Genomic DNA, 14,462 nt, shown 5'->3' on the forward strand with positions numbered 1-14,462 from the left:
GGCGTGCCAAAGCATTCCGCAGCCAAGCTACCGAACCCGCTGCCCGTTGTCCCCGACACCATCAGCGGCAGCCGCAAGAGGCCTGTCGCTTGAGTCCCCCAACCCGTATGCTCACGACGAAGCTGCGAACCGGCCGGTGCTTTTTACACCCACTTTCGGACGCGACCGAGCTCGCACACGGACTGTTCTGCATCCTCAGCACTTGAGTAGGTGACCACCGGGGACGCGGCGTACGTCGCCACAATCGCAGCGACATTGTTTGAAATGCGGACCCTGTCCGAGGCTTCCTTCACGGACCCCTCCCCACTGCAGCGTGTGTACGTCACCAACCGACTGTATCACACGCTGCATGTTGCATGCGCTACTCCTAACCATCGGATGATGCTCCCAATACCCAACAGCGAGAACACCATCCAAATCCACTACTGCAGGAACATCACCGCACTGGCCCGCACACACCCTCGATCTGGATAGTCGATCAGCCCGAGACTGCGCAGCGCGCCGAGGTTATTGGCGTAGCCGCTGCTCGACGCAGAAACACCAGCCGCATCAGCCACCGCCTCACGACTCAGCGTCCCCGGATACGCCCGCACCAGCGGGGCCAAGATCCGCCACCGTGCCGGCGACACCAACGATTCGATCTTGCGGTGCAACTCCACCGTTGACGTGATGGCACCCGCGGACCCCCGCGCCACGCCGCGGCCGGCCTCGGTGAGCGCCACTCGCGACGGCGCCGGGTAGTCAAGCAGACCCAGGCTGCGCAGACCACCGAGATTGTTCGCGTAGCCGCTGGACTTCGGGGAGACCCCCGCCCATAACGCCAGTTGAGTCTTGTCGGCGGGCTCGATCCCAATGCCAGCCAGCTCTGCCAGCGCGTCGATGATCCGCTGACGCGCCGGGGCGATCGAGCCGGTTCCAGAATCCAGCGATGCCAGCCTCGCGCCAGTCTTGACGCCCTCCTGGACTGGCGGTCTCAGCCCGCTCCTGCGATCGTCGATCGCGACTTCGCCGGCTTCTGCCGCGGAGCTCTTCACTGCCGCAGCAGTCTCGCGAATCTGGCTGGTCGCCGCGGCGACGTCATCGACACCACTCGAGGCTGCTTGCAGCACCGGGTCAACAAGCCGCTGCACCTGATCGCTGATGAGCTCTGGAAGCTCGACGACCTGCTCCAGGATTGTCGCCAACCGCTTGCCGAGCACCGCTACCTCGGCCACAGCGGCCTCAACCCTTTCCCTGACCTCAGCATCGACATGAGCCACCGGCGCTGCCGCACGCCGGGCCAACTCCGCTTCCAGTTCTGCGATGCGTCGTCCTAACTCGCGGGGGTCTTGAGCCTTCGCCCGCTCGATCGTGGCCGCCATCCGATCAGAGATCACGGAAAGATCGATGTCTGCCTGGGTCTTCGGCACGCGCGAGGACTGTCCTCGGCGCCGCGTCCGTGACGAGTCGAACGTCCGAGTGTGACGCACCTGCACGCGCTGCAACACCTTGCGCGCCGGAATCCACCACCATGACTCGCCATCGGCCAGACTCGGCAACGAGGGGGCGATCTGCCCCCAGTGCACCGAATCGCCCTGGCCCTGAACCCAGTCGCGGATCGCATCACGGTCCTGTGGTGCGATCACCCGCATCGCCACCAAGCCGTCAACCTGTGTAAGGACGTCCTTGTTGACCACGGCCGCGCGCTGCGAGGCAAGGGTGACCCCGATGCCGCGGTTGCGGCCGCGCCGCACCAGATTCTCCATCGTGACCAATAGCTTGGCGTCCTCACCGCGCGGCTTCTGCGGTGCGAAGAGGTCAGCCTCGTCGACGATTACGTGGACCAATTCGTGATTGCGTCGGTAGAGGCGATCGAAGAACGCTGAGGCGAACGCCCGTTCCTGCGTGCGAGATCCGAATGCCGACATGTCCAAGACCATTGACAGTCCTTCGCCCACGGCCAGATCAGCCATCAGCGCACCGGCGGAGGACTCCAGCGGGGCATCACCATGCGTACCGCCGAACACCGGTATCGGCAACCCATCTGCCGTGCCGTCCATGCTGGACCGCAGGCCCCAGAAGACGCCCATTGGATCGATGATCACAACTTGCACGTGGGCGGCGAACAGCTCCTCGGCTAGCACCCGGGCGGTGAAAGACTTTCCCGCGCCCCGCATCCCGAGAACGGCAAGGCTGCCACCTGCAATGTCGTCGGCATCCAGCGTGAGGTCATCAGCGACGCAGACCTGATCCTGCTTCACCACGAGCTCCTTCCACCATGAAGCCCTACCACTTCCGTTGCTCTACCGCACTGTCCCACGACAGCGCCACCAGCACCTGCAACCAGCCGATCACGGCCTTGTTTCGACCCAGTTCGATGCGTGGCCGCCACCACGTCGGCGGGCCGGTATTCACATGCAGGTAGACGCCGCGGCCGCCATGGCGACAGACCCTCCACACACGGTTGACCTGTCCGCTCAGCATTCGTGGGCTCAGTCTCGCCGTGGCGATGTCTGCCTGCGAGAAGCCTTCAGTGCGCGTTGAGCGCCATGTCGCACGCTGCCCGCCAGGCGAGATTATGGTCAATTCTCTGCCGTCGTCACTGACGATGATTCTGTTCACGCTCATTGACTGGTGACCTCGATCATGTGCTTGTCGCACCCGGATTCTCCTGGCGTCTCGCCGGCGGGCAATCCGCTTGCCCTGACCCCGGCCTGCAAGGTCGCACGGCACTTGCACTCGTGCGAGTCGGGGTGTCCACTTCGGCGGGCACATGAGTGGATGTCTGAAGCTTCCGAATCGTCTGGCCTCTCTCCCGGCGTCCAGCGGTGATTGCACGTGTGTTCGGGCGGGTGCTCGCCCAACCAGTCACACCAGGCTGAACCGCATGTCACGCAGCAGTAGCAGAGGAGCCCCGTTTCGGCGCTATCGCACTCGCACACCGTTATGCCGGACACTTACGTCACCCTGCGTTGCTTGGCTTCGCGGTACAGCTCCCAGCGGGAAATGTTCTCTCGCGCCAAGCGGCCGGCGTCCTCGTACTCGGCTAGTCGCTGCTCGATGTATTCGAGCGCGTACATATCGGCTGCCAGCTCTGCCTGCTCGGCGCGGCTCTTGCAACGCCGCTGGCCGCAGTCGAGAACGCTGCCAGGTAACACGGTGGGCTGACTTTCGCCCTCGACTGCCACCGTGCAGTTATGCGTAGGTACGTCGCCCACGTCAGCTCCTTACGTCAGCCAACCTGCCTGCCGCAGAACATCACCGATGCGGTTCAGCGTCTGGGCGTTGAGAGTGTTGGTGTGATTGGGCAAAGCAGCGTGCTGCGTCTTGAGGTCCTTCATGGCCTGCGCAATCCGCTCCAGTGCCTGCTGTTCGTCGAGAACGGTCATTGCCTTGTTCCAATGTTTGTTGGGCGGGCGGTCACTGGCGGAAGAGGACGCCGATCCACCGCCAGTTCATCCAGTACGCCCACCTGACCTACTCGTCTAGGACTTTGCGGCGCACGCCGTGTATCACGTCACTCACCAAGCGTATCTGCCGATACATGCAGCATGCGCTACCGCGACACCCCGTATTTCACCGCTCGCACCGCGGGCCTCAACACCAGGGATTGCCCCAGTATCCGAGGCCGCCGAGAACGTCAGGTGTCCCAGTTAAAGGAGGCCGCAGAGAAATCCTTGTCGGCCAACGCTGTTCGAGGGATGAAGTACCGCAAGGTTCCGAGATCTCTGAACCGCATCCGATATGTCGGTGAGAACTTCCAGGGGTCGGAGTCGAACTGGGCCAGGAGTGCGAGCTCCGGATCATCCCCTGAGGCTTCGTGCGTCGGCTGATGGAAGGTGGGGTATCCACCGAGCCGATGACCGCGCGGGTTGTAGCTGTCTGCGTACTCGTCGTAGATGGTGTCGAAGGCGTCGATGGCTTCATCCTCGATGTCGCCGCCGGCGGCCGTCGCCTCGAATGCTTCCCATGCCGATGCAGCTGGGTCTGGAGCTGGCCCGCGCTGCAGGAAACCCTGAATCGAGTACTGCGCTTCCGGGTCGATCAGGCCCCATTGGACCTCGCCGTTGTACCGCCGTGACCGTGTGCAGAGCTGCTGATCGTTGCTTGGCTGCCATCCGGCGTGCACGGTCGGGTGATACAGCACCCGGCCCTGCTGCTGGCGCGCACCTCCCAACAAGGTGTTGTCGCCGAAGAACTGCAGCAAGCCAGATTCGGGGTACCCCGGCAGCGGTGGAAGATCGGCCAGGTTCAGCTGGGCGATGAACGTCATTGGTGCGCCATCTTCAGCGCGGGGGTGTTCGGCGCTGCTCACCATGTACGGATATCCGCCCACGCTCGATGCGTCTGGCCGTTGGGGAGGAGTGTCGGAAAGGCGCAGTTCCAGCGACAGACGCTCCGTGGCCTGCAGCGCAGGAACGAACGGCTGCACTCTTTCAGGCAGCGCCTCATAGTCGAATTCGGCGATGGCGAAGTTCATGGTTCAACTTTCCTCTGAAGGTCTGACAACTAAGCTTCGCGGATGCCGCACAGCACGCAATCCACTGGATTGTATCCGGCGCTACATGCAGCACCGGGTGCTGCGGCACTGCCGCATACCGCCGGAATATGCAGGACCCCAAAGGGGCTCATCCCTCTCATGGAAACTCCGCGAAGGGTCAGACGCCCTCGAAGCCGCCAATCCGGTCGACGACCACCCGCTGTGCGGGGTGTTGCCCTCGCGCGTCCAAGATCTTGAGCCGGAAGAATTCCGGGGCGCCGGCGGAGTCGACGTAGGGAAGCAGTCCGTCGAGGCGATCAACGAAGTCGCTGTCGGGGTTGGTGATGATCTCTTCCAGCAGTGGCTGCCAGTCCTGGAATGATCCTCGTTCGATGAGGTAGATGAGCATCTCGTCGGTGAGAGCGGTGACCGGTTCGTCTGGGTCGTGTTGTTGGTAGTGGAATTCCATGACCGTCACAGCCTTCGGGCGATGTCCTGGCAGTCGATGACGATGCTGCCCCACCGCTGCAAGGCGGGTGCGACACCGCGGAGGCGGTCGATTTCGCCTTGCGGGTCACTGCCACGCGGCACAGGATTGGCCAGCCGTTCGGCAATGAGCCGGGTCATCGATTGGTCGGCGGTGTAGTAGTCGTCGAGGGTTCGCAGGCTCTGCGCGATGCCCTCAGGGTGGCCCTGCCGGCGGATTTCGGCGTCGAGCGCCACCACGTCGAGGTAGTCCTTTGTCGCGTTGCGGTTGATGGCCGCCATCGCCTTCAATCGGCCCAGTTCGGCCAGGGTGGCCACCCTGATCACCGAGTCGCCGTAGGTGACTTCGATCTCTTCGATCGGACGTGTGCGGTTGAGCTTGCGGACCGACACCGGGACCCCTTCGACGCGACCCATCATGTTCACCGGGATCTTCGGGTAGGTCGTCTGCCATCGCGGCAAAGACTCCAAGACGGACTTGATCTGGGGCCACTTCTTATCCAAGTCCGGGATGACGTGGTCAGCGTCGTGGCTACGGCGCGAACCGGTATGTGCCGCGACCGCGGCGCCGCCGATCCACGAGGCGGCCGGCAAAGCTTCTTGAACAGTCAGGACCGCCGAGAGCACCCGATCCCATTCCTCGTCGGCAGCCAGCGCTTCGAGATGGGAAGTGAGCACTTCACGCTCACGTTCGAGCTGGTGCACTTCCTCTTCACTGCGCTCCAGGTCGGCGCGGGCATCTCCCGAACAGCGCCGGGGCCCGTTCGGCTCGTACCTGGACACGCACATACCAGAAGGGTACCCACGCCCAGGCGGCGCTTGAGCGCCAAACTTGGGCGGGTCGGCACCGCACACAGGCACGCTCACATCGCGCTCCGATGCTCCTCGACGTGCTCGCGTGCGCACTGCTGGGCTTCAGCCAGAGTGGCATGTCCGTAGCGGTGGCAGTCGAGCGTGCTGTGCTGGCCGCAGCGCAGTCCGTACTGCTCCGGCCCGTGCCCGGTCACCAGCACGATGGTGCCGGCGGCCAGGATCGGCTCCCGACCCCACACCTGGGTGATGATCCGATCGGCCACTCGCTCGCCCACCGGCGTCAGCCGAGCCGAGCGAAGCCCGGCGGTCACCAGTCCACGGGCATGCAGGCTGGCCATGACCCGTCGACTCGCCGCCGTCCAGGGCGCACCGAAGAAGTTGGCCGAGTACAGCCGCATATCGTGCAGCACGCACCGCTGAACATTCCCCAGCTGATTGCTGCCAGCCTTGGCGCCGGTTGCGCCGCTAGCCGCCTCGGCGATCTGGGTGGTGTTGGCGATCATATTGTCCCCCTGGGGATTGTGGACCCGGCCTGATGCCTAGCCCTACGTTCGACTCGTTGTACTGATCGCTGCCCGCTCAGGCCAAGTGTATCAGCCGCTACATGTCTTTGTCGATACAGAGTCATCCTTGTAGCGCCATCGCTGGGAGGTCAACCGAGACCCGTCCCATCCGCCGCCCCCGTGCACGTTAGCGCGCTACATCGACGCACTCGCCGACGCAGATCCTGCGCGTCGCTCCGAAGAAATGGCCCTGAGCTGGCTCGATAACAGTTCCCTGCCGCCTGGCGACACCGAAAGTGCCCATGCCGCAATGCCGGTTTTCTCATCGGTCGCGGCAGCCGGATGGCCTCCAAATCGCCTTTAGATTGAACGGGACGGTGGCCGGCCAGTCCACCCGCCAACGAAGGCGGCCGGGGCGCTACACGGTGTAGCGGTCCCAGGTTGATCGGCATGCCATGTGCAGAAGGAAAGGGGTGTGTCATGTGTCGTGGACGCGACGATGTCGGCGGCCCGAAACGGTGCTCGGGGGACACCAGGGCCATATTCGAGCGTTCGACCGCCTATCTTGCCGAACTTGAAGACACCGAAGAGGTGCTCAAGAGCGCTCTGCGCGACCTCGACGAGAATGGCCCCGCACGCCCGGCCCTCACCGACGAGGCGTTGATCGCACGGGGCGCCAAGGTTGGCTTCACCGACAAGACCACCCGTACCGAGGACATCCGCCGCGAGCTCGACGCTGCGATGGACAACCTCAACACTGGCGAGGCGTGGCAGGAGTGGCTCGAATTCACCAGCCGCTTCCCCAGCCGATCCTTGGCCAACCAGATCCTCATTCAAATTCAGCACCCGGGCGCAACCTATGTGGCCGGCGCTAAACAGTGGCAGGCCCAAGGCCGGAACCTGGCCGCGGGCTGCAAAGCGATCTGGATCCGCGCACCGAGATTTCAAGCTAAGGGACGACGTAAAGGCAAGTCTGAATCCGCCGACGGCGTCAACGCACCGGGCCAACCCGTCGAACAGCCGGGTTCCGACGACCAGGACAAAGGCCAGGGCGCGCCTGTCGGGTACATCAATGTGCCGGTGTATGACATCTCCGACACCGCGGGCCCGCCTCTACCTCAGCGGCCCGACGTCACCTACACCCACACGACTGGCGTTGCCCCACCCGAGATGCACCAGGAGCTCGAAAAGCAGATCACCGCACACGGTTACGCCGTCGAGCGTCGCGAACTCGCGCAAGACGGCCCAGAAGGATTCACCGCAAAGGACCCTAACCGGGTGGTGGTGAGCACCCGATACAGCGACGCCCATCAGGCCATGGTCCTGGCTCACGAACTCGCCCACATCGAACTCGGACATATGGAACGTGACCACGACTACCACTCCCGGCCCGGCGGGCAGCGCCCGACGATGGAGATCGAAGCCGAAAGCGTCGCCTACGTCATCGGCCGGCGCTACGGACTCAAACCGGGAGACGGGTCGTTCGCCTACGTCAACGGCTGGGCGCAGGGTGATCCGAAGAAGGTCAGGGAAACCGCCAGCAGGGTCACCAAGGCTGCAGACGCGATTCTGGGCCGCATCCCGGCCATGACTCCACCGGAATCCTGAAACAGGGTTCCACGAAACAACCAGTGAGGGAATGACAATGATGTGTGACACCGAACAGGATCTGGTCGAGATCGTAGTCGAGGATCCCACCACGCCTGATCCCCAGCTCCGCACTTTCACCGGCCGCACCGAGGCCGAAGCCGAGCAGGCTGCCGCCGAATACTTCGGCGTCCCCGAGGCCGAGGAACGAGACCTCCAGTGACTGTCGCCTACGGGACACCGGATCTACACGCGTTCCTCCAAACTGCCGATCGCGCGGCGTTGGAAGCGGCCATCGAGCGCGTCGAGGTTCAACTCGTCGAGGCTCGCAAACGCTGCGGCGAGCACGCGATCGACTACGCGTCCACCCCTGACGGGGCTGCAGAGATATTCCGCCGGTTCGAGCTGGCCCCCAACGAGATTGAACGCAAGAATCTCAAGACGACCTATCTCGCTGGACTGGCCTTGGCCAACCAGGAGTTCGAGGAGCGCCGCGAGCTCGGCAACGCCGGGCCGGCCGACGGCCCTCTTGAAGTGATTCCGACCGGACCATTTGTGGAGCCGGTCGCCCCGATCGTCCGTGCGCTGGTCGAACACCGCATCATGGGCACATACCGCAGTACCGCAAAAGCTTTCGAAACCGAGCGTGTGCAGGTTTCACTGCTGCGCCTGCTGCCCGACGGGCAGACCCGGCGTCGACTGCGCATCCAGGTACCGGCGCCCAACGGCATCTTCACCGAGACACTGGCCGAGGTGATCACCACCGCATGGAACGACACCAAGATCCGCCCCAGGCTGATCGCATTCCTCGAAGAGACCGCTACGCCAGTCACCGCCGCGATCGCCGCCCGGAGCCATTCATGACCGACATCGACGTCATCACCACTGCCGAACTCGCCGAGACACGCCAAGAACGCGCCAACCGCCGTGTCATACAACTGCGTTCATCGGTTCAGACCATGTTCGAAACCCTCGTCGATATCTACCGCGACGAAGACTGGCGCTACGTCAACGACAGTCAGGGAAGCCCGTACACGAGGTTCACCACCTTCGTCGAGGACCACCTCAGCTGCGCGTCGTCCTACGCTCGCCGTTACCAGCAAGGCATCACCGGTCTCATCCTGCCACTGCAGGAACTGGCTGCCCCCGGCACCCGGATTCCCGTTACTTCTGCCGATGTAGCACGTCTTGGCGTCACCGGCGCCCGGGTTGTGGTCGAGGAGGCGCCGGCCGCGCTCGAAGGAATCGAGGACACCAACGAACAGACCACCGCGCTGCGGGAACTGATCGACTCGGTGGCCCAGCGGTCCTCCAGCCCCGAATTCGGCCCTCTCAACACCGCCCAACAGGCCGAGCCTGAAACCACCGGCCGCCCTCTAGGTGCGCTCGTGCCGTCGGCCCTGCCCAGCATCAACGCCGAAGCTCAGCAGCCCGACGATGACACCGATGATCTTGCGCCCGATTACCCCGCGCCCAGGCCGCTGGCGCACCGCATCGACGCCAACGATCTACCCGGCGAGTATTTCCCGCCGACAGCGTCACCGCACCCCGAACACAGCGCAACAGCACCTACCACCAGTGCAGACGACACTTCCCCGAGCTCGGCAACAACAGCACCGACCAACCTGGCCGAGCAAGCCACACCGACGTCTAGCACCGCCGAGCTCTCCGCGGCGATCACCGCGCTCCTCCAAGCCCCCGAACCGACCGTCCTGGCCGAGCAGATGCCCCCCGACAGCTCCGAGGACTGCCTGCGCGCAGCGCAGAAGCTTGCCCGCCTAGGCCAGCTCCTGCGCGCCGGCAGCTGACGTTGGAGCCCGCAGTGAGCCACTCTCTACACGACTCCACTCCCGCACTACTGCCGGCTGCCGAGGCCGCGCTTCGCGATCTGCACAGCCACATTGAAGAACTCGCAGCGATGGCGGCCACGGCATACCCTCGGCGCCAGCCTCTTCGCGTGGAAACCAACAATGGTTGGCCGCGGCAGATCTGGTACGAATCCGAAAAGATGCAGGTGGTGTCCGAAGATGGCTCGGTCGGCATTGCACCCGGGCCGCGCTTCGACTACCACCCTGACGCGCTCTTCACTACCCGCGCCGACGCCCGCAGCATCGCCCAGGCTCTGTTGTCGGCCAGCATGTACGTCGAGAAACACCCGCCCGCTGACGGTGGCCCGAACTGATCATCGTGATGAGTAACGCTGCGCCGATGCCGGTCGGCGACCGCTGCGCCTGGGCATCCATCACGGCCTCTATCGTTGCGGTATGAGCCAACCGGGCATGCGGGTTCCTGCTGTGGCTCACACCTGGGTCGCGGGCCCGACGGACCGTCGTCGTTACACCACGATTGCCGTCCTACGCTCGCTCACCCAGCCTCAATTCATTTTCGTCTGGACGATGTTCGCTGTCCTCATTGTGGGAGGAATCGTGACCGGGAGCCCATCAATCGTGCTCCCAATCGCCGTCGCGCTGGGCGTGTTTCTGCCAGCGATGGTGTGGTGGGGCACCTACCGAGCGTTGAGAACGTCGATGCTCGCTGGCGCCCAGTGGACCTCCGGATTCAACGAACACGCGATGATGTTCGCCAACCCGGGCGGCATGGTCGTCCTTGGGTGGGACAGGATCAGCTCCGTGACCGCCAAATCCGACGTTGTGGTCGTGAAGACGAAGGATGCCCGCGGCGCCGGATTCGTGCTCCCCTCGCCGCTGTTCCCTGCCCCGGCCCTCACCTACGCGCACCAGTTGATTCGCTCCTGACGCCCGCCACCGACCGACGATCGCGCCCCACACAGTGACAGTCCCCGCCGATGCGGGGAGGGCAGTGAGCCCCGCTCAGATAGTCAAAGCAGATCGTTAGCGATCCATCCCCGCTTGCGCGGGACGGCTTGTGGCGGACAGTCATCCACCGTGGTGGCCTCGAACGATTCCCACGTGCGGCGGGGAGCTCAAGCAGCACTAGACCCGGCATACCGACGATCCATCCCCGCATAAGGTGGGCTGCGATTGAGGACCGGATCAACTTCCCGCGGGCCTACGACCGATCTATTCCAGGCATGGACGCGCACACTCGCAACATCGCGAGACCAATTCCGCCGTCCCGCCGCCTGGCACGATGCGATCCCTGCACTTCAGGGGGTGTGCGCAAGATACGCGAGATGGGCTCTGGTAGATCAATCTAGTTATGCGGCAAGCCAACTGAAGGTGTGATCGCACACCACAAGAGGCAACAGCCATCGCTCCCAGGGAGCGTTCGGGGCCACAACACTGTCCGATCGACTGTGGCTGTCGCAATGACCGGTGTATCCCCTTCAATGCGGGCCGAATATCCGCGGATGCGGGCGATCTGAGTTGCCCCCGGCAACAACCCGCCACAGGCAACAGGCCGATCCCCGGCGCGCGGGATGAGATGGACAGAAACGCCTTGCCCTGATGGGCCGTTCGGCTACGAGCGATTCCCGCGCACGCGGGAAGCCGTGACGTGTGGGCTCTTTGGGTGTTCAGCCTGCCGAGTAATTCCCGCACGGGGACACCGATTGACGAACCGGAGATGGCGGTTCGCGGCAACCCGGCTTCGCGCCGCGGTTGGTCAGATTTAGTCAGCGCCGCGCGTCCTGGCGGCTGGTCATGTCGAATGGGCGCGCCTGATGTTGCCCGTTGGCGTGTTAATTCCCAGCCGTCGCACATCCAAAGGGCGTTTCAACCTGGTGGTGTGCTGGGCCGGTGGGTCTGCTGTGCAGTTGTGAAGGGACGGGTTCCGCGTTCGCCGGGTGAGCTTGCTTCCTTGCTTCCGCAACTCTACTGGGTGAGTAACCGACCGCCGCCACCACCACCGTGGCCATTCGCAGCTCTGCCGCAGCAGCGTGAGCATGGTCGGCGACAGTGGCGACCAACTGATCTGTAGCGGCCGGGCTCACCCTCTACGGCGCGGGTGGTCGACAAGCCCACAAGGGCGCCGTTAGTGACAACTCGGGCGCACTGTGGCCCCATGCCGATCGACGGGCTGGGCTGTCCGGAACCTGACCGCGCCGTTGGAGGTGATCCGGAAGGCTTCGCGGGGCTTGCCGAAACGGTGGGACCCCAGCCAATCTAGGCGTCGCCAGTCCGCAACTACCGCGCCGAGTGTGTTCCCGCACACCGACTCCAGCGAGGCCAGTTGCGCCGCGAAGCGGTACAGGTCGTTCAGGCCCAGAGGCAGCATCACGGTGGTAAACGCTTCCGCGGCCCGCAACCTGGCGCGCTCGGGGATTTCCGGATCCTCGTAGAAGTTCGCCAGTTCGGTCGAGGTGAGCAGTATGTGAATGCCGCTGGGTGGAGTAATCCGCGGGTACATGAACTTGGCGCCGGGTTCGGCTTCGCTTTCCCCAACGATGAGGTCGACCAAGGGGCTGTCTCGCCGCCACCCGTGGTCAGCATCGTCGATGATGATGACCAACGGCCCCATGGCGGCCGTCGGATGGGTGCGCCGCCAGTCCAGTTCGTCACGCAGGCGTTCGATAGCCGCTTCAGTGTTGTGCCCCGCAGGCTTCCACGTGCTGTCGGGATGCACGACCAAGACACCGTCGAGCTCGTCGAGGCCACTGAACGTCTTGTCCATGCCGCGGTGGTCGAACAGAACCATCCGCAGTCTGCCGGGAGTAGCCGGGACCTGTCTGGCCAGCTGCTCGACAACCAGCCGCAACTGGCTGGATTTACCTGTTCCCAGGGTGCCGATCCACCGCGCATGCGGGCGCTGCTCGGTCAGCACGACCAGCACCGGCTCGCCGCCTGAGTCTTCACCTATGACTGCTGACAACTGCGGTGTCCCGTGAGCGTTCATCGAATCTTCCTCTCCGTGCGCAGATCCCGTTCTCGTCTGCATCTCGTGCTACATGCCGTGTCGATCCGTCCTGGGCGCACCGTTCTTGCCGCGGCGGCCACAGCGGCACGGCTCGATGCAGATCCGCGGTGAACAGTGCCGCGATGCGCGGAGTACTTCTCGCCCTGGCCGTCGTCCATCTCAGCCCGCTTCACCCATCGGCGTGCCGGCGCCGAGTTCACGTTCACACGAGCGTTGTCCGATCAGCGTTACGCGGTCTGCAGCGATGTTCTCCAGCACCTGATATTCGGGGTAGTTCGCGATATCGCCGCGCACTGTCAGTCCGGTGATATCCACTTCCCACAACAGCCACAACGACGATCCGTCCAGCCCGTCGAGCAGACCTCCTGCCTCCAGCGCCCCGCCCGACAGCCACCATGCTTGCGATGGGGTGGGTGACACGCTGATCCACGGGTTGCGGTGAGAATCCTGCACGGCGTTGACTGCCGGCGCGGCGCCGATAACCAGGCCGCGCTCTTCGATCCCCTGCTTCCTCAGCGACGGGGACCAGTGATAGGCAATCGTGCGGCCGTAGAGATGATTCGCCGATGTCACAACTATCGGCGTGGGCGTGCGCTCGTTTCGATCGTCGACCGAGGCCCCGGTAGCACCCAACGTGATCAGACCGGGTCCGCTTGGCGAAGTCATCGCGGTCAGCCTTCGCACTCGGCTGATTGCAGCGCATAACCCAGGTCATCGAGAGCCTTGCCGATCAGCTGTTCTGCATTCTCGAAGTCGCCGCCGATCACCACGTACTTCTGGCCGACGAAGTCGTATTCCTTGCGGGGGTTGGAGCGGATCACGAATACCCGGTTGAAGGGCAATCGGATCGCCCGCACGTGGGTGGCGTCGAGCAGTTCCAGCGTCAGACCGACAATCAGCGCGCGCCGGTAGGCCAGCGTCTTGCCCGCGAGATCGATTGGTCGTGTGTACCAGCGCCTCAGTCGTGTCGACCCAGTGCCGGCGAGCCACCACAGGCCGAGCGCGGCCGGGATCACGGCGACCCCCGAAAGAAAGATTCCCAGGTCGTTCACGTCGGTTCTCCGCTGCCGGCGTCCGTCTGCGCCTCCTGGAGCACCGCAGCGACTACATTCAATGCGGCTGCTAGTTCACGGATCTCATCTGGTGTGGGCTCACGGTCCCGTACACGCGGGTGAAGTATCAGTTCCCGCCCGTCGATCAGGGCAACGTCGGCGAGAAATGACCTGTGCGACTGCACCATGTAGGTCACGTCCGCATCAGCGCCCTCGTCGTAAGTGGTCTCGACCCGGGTCTGCAGCGTCGGCGCGGCGCCGGCAGTATGCGTTCGCTCCCGAGCAACCTGGGTCTGCATGATCGTGCGGCCACGGCCGTTGCGGACTGACGTCGAAGCGTTGGCGATGAACGCTTCGAATTGGGCACCTTCAGGTGTGGTGTCAGCCATGTAATTTCGGACCTGCTCGGCAAGATCGGGCAGCCCCAGAGCCTGCAGCCAGTTCCCGTAAACGCGCGCTGGGAAACACCTTGCGCTGAAGTCGTCGGGGACCAGCTTCATCGGGTGAGCCGCAACACATTCGGCGATTTGCTCGAACGCCTCCGCGTCGAGGACATCACCCAGCTCCGTCAGCCCCTCGCCATCCACGGCAACGGGCAGTTGCCGGGACTCCTGAGGCACAGGGAGAGTGATCGCAACTCGAAGCCGATCCACTTCTTCCGGGGTCAGACCGAGCCAGACCAACGCACTCTCAGCGGCAGCTTCATCGCTATCTCGCCCAGACACA

The 14,462-nt window shown here is 64.0% G+C and carries 18 protein-coding genes; 6 read left to right on the forward strand and 12 right to left on the reverse strand.

All coding sequences use genetic code 11. The annotated features are described in order from the left end of the window. Nucleotides 1–422 precede the first annotated feature (422 nt). From ACNQVK_RS00460 to ACNQVK_RS00495, 8 genes are all read right to left on the reverse strand, one after another. Nucleotides 423–2,240, reverse strand: a complete 1,818-nt coding sequence (locus ACNQVK_RS00460) for an ATP-binding protein (RefSeq protein ID WP_418028131.1) — start codon at nucleotides 2,238–2,240, stop codon at nucleotides 423–425. A gap of 25 nt (nucleotides 2,241–2,265) precedes the next feature. Further along, complete coding sequence (locus ACNQVK_RS00465; protein ID WP_418028132.1) at nucleotides 2,266–2,463, reverse strand: hypothetical protein; 198 nt, start codon at nucleotides 2,461–2,463, stop codon at nucleotides 2,266–2,268. Between the two features lie 473 nt (nucleotides 2,464–2,936). Then, nucleotides 2,937–3,197: a hypothetical protein gene (locus tag ACNQVK_RS00470; RefSeq protein ID WP_418028133.1), complete on the reverse strand. Its 261-nt coding sequence runs from the start codon at nucleotides 3,195–3,197 to the stop codon at nucleotides 2,937–2,939. 9 nt (nucleotides 3,198–3,206) lie between these two features. Continuing rightward, nucleotides 3,207–3,368: a hypothetical protein gene (locus ACNQVK_RS00475; RefSeq protein ID WP_418028134.1), complete on the reverse strand. Its 162-nt coding sequence runs from the start codon at nucleotides 3,366–3,368 to the stop codon at nucleotides 3,207–3,209. A gap of 251 nt (nucleotides 3,369–3,619) precedes the next feature. Next, entirely contained in the window at nucleotides 3,620–4,459 is an 840-nt protein-coding gene (locus ACNQVK_RS00480) for a YwqG family protein (RefSeq protein ID WP_418028135.1), read from the reverse strand. Nucleotides 4,460–4,637: 178 nt separating this feature from the next. Then, nucleotides 4,638–4,928, reverse strand: coding sequence for a hypothetical protein (locus tag ACNQVK_RS00485; protein WP_418028136.1), 291 nt, complete (start codon nucleotides 4,926–4,928; stop codon nucleotides 4,638–4,640). A gap of 5 nt (nucleotides 4,929–4,933) precedes the next feature. Beyond that, nucleotides 4,934–5,734, reverse strand: coding sequence for a hypothetical protein (locus ACNQVK_RS00490; RefSeq protein WP_418028137.1), 801 nt, complete (start codon nucleotides 5,732–5,734; stop codon nucleotides 4,934–4,936). A gap of 74 nt (nucleotides 5,735–5,808) precedes the next feature. Further along, complete coding sequence (locus ACNQVK_RS00495) at nucleotides 5,809–6,261, reverse strand: hypothetical protein (RefSeq protein WP_418028138.1); 453 nt, start codon at nucleotides 6,259–6,261, stop codon at nucleotides 5,809–5,811. Nucleotides 6,262–6,741: 480 nt separating this feature from the next. Between ACNQVK_RS00495 and ACNQVK_RS00500 the strand changes: the two genes are divergently transcribed. The 6 genes from ACNQVK_RS00500 to ACNQVK_RS00525 all read left to right on the forward strand — a co-directional run bounded on the left by ACNQVK_RS00500 (nucleotide 6,742) and on the right by ACNQVK_RS00525 (nucleotide 10,604). Next, nucleotides 6,742–7,869: an ImmA/IrrE family metallo-endopeptidase gene (locus ACNQVK_RS00500; RefSeq protein WP_418028139.1), complete on the forward strand. Its 1,128-nt coding sequence runs from the start codon at nucleotides 6,742–6,744 to the stop codon at nucleotides 7,867–7,869. A gap of 40 nt (nucleotides 7,870–7,909) precedes the next feature. Further along, nucleotides 7,910–8,071: a hypothetical protein gene (locus ACNQVK_RS00505; RefSeq protein WP_418028140.1), complete on the forward strand. Its 162-nt coding sequence runs from the start codon at nucleotides 7,910–7,912 to the stop codon at nucleotides 8,069–8,071. Beyond that, on the forward strand, nucleotides 8,068–8,712 hold the full coding sequence (locus ACNQVK_RS00510) for a hypothetical protein (protein ID WP_418028141.1): 645 nt from the start codon (nucleotides 8,068–8,070) through the stop codon (nucleotides 8,710–8,712). Before ACNQVK_RS00505 ends, ACNQVK_RS00510 begins: the two co-directional genes overlap by 4 nt. Further along, a complete protein-coding gene (locus tag ACNQVK_RS00515) occupies nucleotides 8,709–9,656 on the forward strand; it encodes a hypothetical protein (RefSeq protein ID WP_418028142.1) in 948 nt (315 codons plus the stop codon). The genes ACNQVK_RS00510 and ACNQVK_RS00515 overlap by 4 nt, the downstream gene beginning before the upstream one ends. Nucleotides 9,657–9,670: 14 nt before the next feature. After that, entirely contained in the window at nucleotides 9,671–10,030 is a 360-nt protein-coding gene (locus ACNQVK_RS00520; RefSeq protein WP_418028143.1) for a hypothetical protein, read from the forward strand. Nucleotides 10,031–10,274: 244 nt separating this feature from the next. Continuing rightward, the gene (locus tag ACNQVK_RS00525) at nucleotides 10,275–10,604 is read left to right on the forward strand and encodes a hypothetical protein (protein ID WP_418028144.1); all 330 of its coding nucleotides are present in this window, start codon (nucleotides 10,275–10,277) and stop codon (nucleotides 10,602–10,604) included. A 1,198-nt stretch (nucleotides 10,605–11,802) separates the two neighbouring features. Here ACNQVK_RS00525 and ACNQVK_RS00530 read toward each other — a convergent pair. From ACNQVK_RS00530 to ACNQVK_RS00545, 4 genes are all read right to left on the reverse strand, one after another. Beyond that, complete coding sequence (locus ACNQVK_RS00530) at nucleotides 11,803–12,663, reverse strand: hypothetical protein (protein WP_418028145.1); 861 nt, start codon at nucleotides 12,661–12,663, stop codon at nucleotides 11,803–11,805. Nucleotides 12,664–12,843: 180 nt separating this feature from the next. Continuing rightward, complete coding sequence (locus ACNQVK_RS00535; RefSeq protein WP_418028146.1) at nucleotides 12,844–13,350, reverse strand: hypothetical protein; 507 nt, start codon at nucleotides 13,348–13,350, stop codon at nucleotides 12,844–12,846. A 5-nt stretch (nucleotides 13,351–13,355) separates the two neighbouring features. Further along, nucleotides 13,356–13,736 carry a hypothetical protein gene (locus ACNQVK_RS00540; RefSeq protein ID WP_418028147.1) on the reverse strand — a complete coding sequence of 127 codons (381 nt, stop codon included), beginning with the start codon at nucleotides 13,734–13,736 and terminating at the stop codon, nucleotides 13,356–13,358. Continuing rightward, nucleotides 13,733–14,419: a hypothetical protein gene (locus tag ACNQVK_RS00545; RefSeq protein ID WP_418028148.1), complete on the reverse strand. Its 687-nt coding sequence runs from the start codon at nucleotides 14,417–14,419 to the stop codon at nucleotides 13,733–13,735. The genes ACNQVK_RS00540 and ACNQVK_RS00545 overlap by 4 nt, the downstream gene beginning before the upstream one ends. Nucleotides 14,420–14,462 lie beyond the last annotated feature (43 nt).

Origin of the sequence: Mycobacterium sp. 134 (assembly GCF_048282715.1) — a bacterium.
Lineage (GTDB): Bacteria > Actinomycetota > Actinomycetes > Mycobacteriales > Mycobacteriaceae > Mycobacterium > Mycobacterium septicum.